1 pseudogene is annotated in these 259 nt (G+C 72.6%); it reads right to left on the reverse strand.

The annotated features are described in order from the left end of the window. Positions 1-195 (reverse strand): annotated as a pseudogene (locus tag TOK_RS12615) (hypothetical protein); the annotation flags it as partial. Between the last annotated feature and the right edge of the window lie 64 nt (positions 196-259).

A 259-nucleotide genomic window follows, 5' to 3' on the forward strand; every position in this document is an offset into this window, starting at 1 on the left:
GCAGCCGCCAACACGTCGAGTCCGACGCCACCGCCCCGAACTCGAGTCGCCCTGATCGCGCAGCACGTCGATCTCGGAGATCGTCGTCGCGCCGTCGGCGACCGCGACCGCGAGGTCCACCAGAATCCGGCCCGGATCATGCCGGGTTCCCGGCCGCCGCAACACGTCCAGGGCCTGCGACAGCTCGCCGATCACGGTAGTACGGTCGGCGACGTCGGCCAGCAGCCGCGACCCGGCATGCGACACGACCCCGGCCCCG

Origin of the sequence: Pseudonocardia sp. N23 (genome assembly GCF_002583555.1) — a bacterium.
In the GTDB taxonomy this organism is placed as follows: domain Bacteria; phylum Actinomycetota; class Actinomycetes; order Mycobacteriales; family Pseudonocardiaceae; genus Pseudonocardia.